Origin of the sequence: Dietzia sp. SLG310A2-38A2 (assembly GCF_014145095.1) — a bacterium.
GTDB lineage: Bacteria > Actinomycetota > Actinomycetes > Mycobacteriales > Mycobacteriaceae > Dietzia.
This window is the reverse complement of the sequence record NZ_JAALDX010000222.1, coordinates 1-4,073: the sequence shown is the minus strand read 5'-3', so window position 1 is coordinate 4,073 and position 4,073 is coordinate 1. Positions and strand designations below refer to the sequence as shown.

General features: G+C 70.2%; 5 protein-coding genes. 3 read left to right on the top strand and 2 right to left on the bottom strand.

Annotated elements, in window-relative coordinates; genetic code table 11:
* Positions 1–1,614: MFS transporter (locus tag G6027_RS08365; RefSeq protein WP_346995661.1), on the top strand; the 1,614-nt coding region annotated here is incomplete at its 5' end.
* A 25-nt stretch (positions 1,615–1,639) separates the two neighbouring features.
* Here G6027_RS08365 and G6027_RS08360 read toward each other — a convergent pair.
* Positions 1,640–1,888, bottom strand: a complete 249-nt coding sequence (locus G6027_RS08360) for a DUF6480 family protein (protein ID WP_182636770.1) — start codon at positions 1,886–1,888, stop codon at positions 1,640–1,642.
* A 106-nt stretch (positions 1,889–1,994) separates the two neighbouring features.
* Between G6027_RS08360 and G6027_RS08355 the strand changes: the two genes are divergently transcribed.
* Both G6027_RS08355 and G6027_RS19470 read left to right on the top strand, forming a co-directional pair.
* A complete protein-coding gene (locus G6027_RS08355; protein WP_182636769.1) occupies positions 1,995–2,384 on the top strand; it encodes a VOC family protein in 390 nt (129 codons plus the stop codon).
* A 573-nt stretch (positions 2,385–2,957) separates the two neighbouring features.
* Positions 2,958–3,620: a DUF559 domain-containing protein gene (locus G6027_RS19470; protein ID WP_206682478.1), complete on the top strand. Its 663-nt coding sequence runs from the start codon at positions 2,958–2,960 to the stop codon at positions 3,618–3,620.
* A gap of 234 nt (positions 3,621–3,854) precedes the next feature.
* Here the strand turns inward: G6027_RS19470 and G6027_RS08345 are convergent.
* Positions 3,855–4,073: hypothetical protein (locus G6027_RS08345; protein ID WP_182636767.1), on the bottom strand; the 219-nt coding region annotated here is incomplete at its 5' end.

The following is a 4,073-nucleotide window of genomic DNA, read 5'->3' as shown; positions in this document are numbered from 1 at the left end:
CGCATGACTGCCGCACAGGCTCCGCCGAACGCCACCGCCACGCCGCGCGCCACCGCCCGGACGTGGGCGGCGCTGGGCGTGCTCGCCCTGCCGATGCTGCTGCTGGCGATCGACGCCACCGTCCTGATCTTCGCGATGCCGGGGATCGCCGCCGACCTGTCACCGTCGGCCACCCAGCAGCTCTGGATCATGGACATCTACTCGTTCATGATCGCCGGCCTACTGGTGACCATGGGAGCGGTCGGCGACAGGATCGGCAAGAAGAGGTTGCTGCTCATCGGGGCGGTACTGTTCACCGCCGCCTCCGTGGCGGGCGCCTTTGCCACCAGCTCCGAACAGCTGATCGTCGCCCGCGCGCTCCTGGGGCTGGCGGGGGCCACCATCATGCCGTCCACGCTGTCGCTGATCCGCGCCATGTTCATCGACCGCGCGCAGCGACGCTTCGCCATTGCCGTGTGGTCCATGGCGGGGACGCTCGGGGCGGCGGCCGGACCGGTCGTGGGCGGGTGGATGCTCGAGCACTTCTGGTGGGGGTCGGCGTTCCTGATCAACATCCCGGTGATGGTGGTGCTCCTGGTGCTCGGCCCGGTGCTGCTCACCGAGAGCCGCGATCCCGCGCCCGGGTCGCTTGATCTTGTCAGTGCGGCCATGTCGCTGGTGGCCATGCTCAGCGCCGTCTACGGGCTCAAGACCCTCGTCGCCGGGGAGGGCACGGTCACCGGTGTGCTGTGTGTGGCGGTGGGGCTGGCCGTGGGCGCGGTCTTCGTGCGCCGCCAGCTGCGGCTCGCGAACCCGCTGCTGGACGTGGACTTGTTCCGTGCGCGGGCGTTCCGGGGCGCGGTGGTGGCCGATCTGTTGTCGATCTTCGCCCTGATCGGCGCGCTCTGGGCCCTGACCCAGTACCTGCAGCTGGTCGTGGGACTCTCCCCGATGCGGGCGGGACTGTGGCTCCTGCCGGCGATGGCCGTCTCCGCGGCGGCGGCGTTCCTGGCCGCCGCCCTGGTCAAACGCGTCAGCGCTGCGGTGCTGGTGACGGTCGGACTGTTGGTGGCGGCGGTCGGCTTCGGGCTCATGCTGGGTCTGACCCCCGACTCCGGACCGGTCCCGGTGATCGTGGCGCTGAGTCTGGTGTCCCTCGGCGGCGGCGTGGGCATGACGCTGACCAACGACATCATCATGAGTTCGGCCCCGCCCGCCCGCGCCGGTCGGGCGGCCGCGATCTCGGAGACGGCCTATGAACTCGGTACTGCCCTGGGGACCGCGATCCTGGGGTCGGTGCTGGCCGCGGTATACCGCAGTCAGTTGCTGGACGACTCCGGGGCCGCCGCCGTGGCGTCGCCGGCGCAGCTGGAGCGGGCGAGTGCGACCATCGCCGAGGCGTTCACCGTTGCCGATCAGTTCCCGGCCGCGGCCGCGGAGGTGCTGATCACCGCAGCTCAGGCGGCGTTCACCGACGCGCTGACCACGGTGGGCGTGCTCGGGTCGATCATCATGGTGGTCGCCGCCCTCTGGACCGCCGTCACCCTGCGGGGCACCTCGGCCACCGCTGATCTCACGCGGCAAGCGGATGACGGCCAGGCCGGTCACGAACAGGCGGTCAGCGCCGGCGGGTGAGCTGCACGGCGCTGACCGGAGCCAGTCAGCCCAGGCCGAAAAGTCGTCCCACGAGGCCCACTGCCATGACCAGGACCACCAGCACGATGATCCCCAACAGCAGATAGATCCCGATGCGGGACCCGGACTTGGTCGGGCTCTGCCCGGTGTGTGCACTGTCGGAGGCCAGCGACGTGGAATCCGAGTCCGGCGTCTGCGGCCCCGTGGGCGAACCGCCGGCATCGAGGTCGGGGGAGTCGCTGGGATCCGGGTCTGACGGGAGGGAGTTGGCCATGCCCCACTTTTGCACGGGTTTCCCCCAGCGTGCCCGCGGGTGTGCTGGCGCGGGTAGGGCAGGCGGGGTCTTGAGGAACGGATGTCTTGGTCGATAGCGTGACCGCATGTCCCGGATCTCTACGCGGCGTGTGGTCGTCGCCCTCGACTGCCCTGACGCTAGAGAGCTCGCCGACTTCTACGCCGCGATGCTCGGATGGCGAGTCCGATCGGACCCCGCGTACCCGGACTGGGTGGACGTCCTGCCGCCGAAGGGGGAGTCGGAGGCGGTCGCGCTGGGGTTCCAGACCGTCCCCGACTTCCGCTCGCCGACCTGGCCCGACGGTCCGGTCCCGCCGCAACTGCACCTGGACTTCTACGTGGAATCGATCGCCGACTCCGAGCCGGCCGTCCTCGCCGCCGGTGCGCGACGGCATGAGCATCAGCCCAGCCCCGATGGGCGCTTCGTGGTGTACCTCGACCCGGTCGGGCATCCGTTCTGTCTGTGCGAGGAGTGACAGGGCGGCGAGGGCCGGGGGCGCGGCCGGCCACGAGGTTCAGCCAATGCGCCTCGTGGTGGCGTCCCGCGCCGTCGCATGGATCTGCCCCGTGACACGGGAGTGCGGCGAGTGGTCTTAAATGTCGGAATTGGTCTCACTCGACCACGGAGAATGTGAGCGGGAGTGCCCTCTCGACGAAAGGCGTCGGGGCGCCCGAGGCTACTGCCCCTGATGCACTGGTGATCGCCTCGGCCTACGGGCGGTCGTCTCGTCGCACGAGCCTTCGCCTCGGCGGACCGCACCAGCGCCCCCTTTCCACAAGCGTGCTGCGTCTCCACACCGCGGCGCCGAACGGGCTGCTCGCCGGGGCCGGGACCGCTCGCGATACGCGACAGTCTCCGCATGGCATCACCACCGAACGGCCCGCGACGTCGCGGCGATCTGTTGGCGGCCCACGGAACGCACCGGGTCACAAACGGATATCGCAGAGCCCACCACGGCATATGGGAACCGGCGACCACTGTCATCACGCCGGTCACGCGGTTGGCTGCGGCAACGCTGGCCTGCCCGGGTGCGGTGGCCACCGGGTGGGTGGCTGCAGCGATCCACGGCCATCCGTGGGTTCCGGCCGAGTACTCGATCGACTTAGCTGTCGGCCGGAAGCGGGTGCGGCGGGAGGGGATCGTCGCGCGCCGGTACGAGATCCCGGAGGACCAGGTGGAGACCATCCTCGACGCTGACGGCGCCCCCCTTCGTCTCGCAAGCCCGGAATGGGCACTGTTCGACCTGGCCAGGCATACGGGGAAGTCCGAGGCGGTGATCGCACTGGACGGCGCCTCGCGGATGGGCCCGGGCTACGACGTCAGGCATTCGCTGCCGACGCTGCTCGCCAGGCATCCGGGGCTGCGGGGCCGCAGAATCGCTCTCGAGCGTTGCGCGATGGTGGAGCCGATGACCGAATCGCCCATGGAGACGCGCCTGCGGCTGTTCCTGATCGATCTCGGGCTGACCGGGTTCCGAGTCCAGTACCGCACTCCGGGGTTGCCGTACCGTCTGGACTTCGCCTTCCCGGAACACAAGGTCGCGGTGGAGTACGACGGCGCCGGCCACCGCGACGCCGCGCAACACGGAAACGACGTCCGCCGATTGAACCGCTTGCGCGCGGCCGGCTGGACGGTCATCACCGTGACGGCGACGCTCTTCTACCGCCGGCCCCATGAGCTCGCCGCCCAATTGCGAGCCGCGCTGAGCTGAGTCGACCCCTCGACCTCGCCGTGGGCACCTCACCTCCGCCGAGTGGTCGAGAACGCACAACCCCGGAAAAAGCGACCTGGGAGAACGTGAGCGGCATCGACCCCTCGGCGGATCTGGAGCCCGCCGAGCGTCGAGTCCGACAAGCTGCCGCCCGCCGAGCGCCGAGTCCGCCAAGCTGCCGCCTGCCGAGCCCGCCGAGCCCGCCGCGTGCCCGCTCGTCGAGAAGCGAGAACCTCAGTGGCGTCCCACCGACACCAGTCGTTCCGGCTGGGCCTCCAGGTAGTCCAGCGCGTGGTCGTCGTAGGTGAGGACCAGTGCCACGGCGTTGGCGATGAGCAGCACCCACGCCGACCACAACGTCGGGTCGTACAGCACGGCTACAAGGGAGAAGCTCGCGGCGGTCGTCAGCAGGGCGCGGCTCCAGCGAGCGCCGTCACGGAGCTTCACGGCGGA

Bases quoted from the DNA above. Each gene is read 5' to 3' on its own strand.
- G6027_RS08355 (WP_182636769.1), top strand. From the start codon at position 1,995: ATGTCCCGGATCTCTACGCGGCGTGTGGTCGTCGCCCTCGACTGCCCT.
- G6027_RS08360 (WP_182636770.1), bottom strand. From the start codon at position 1,888: ATGGCCAACTCCCTCCCGTCAGACCCGGATCCCAGCGACTCCCCCGAC.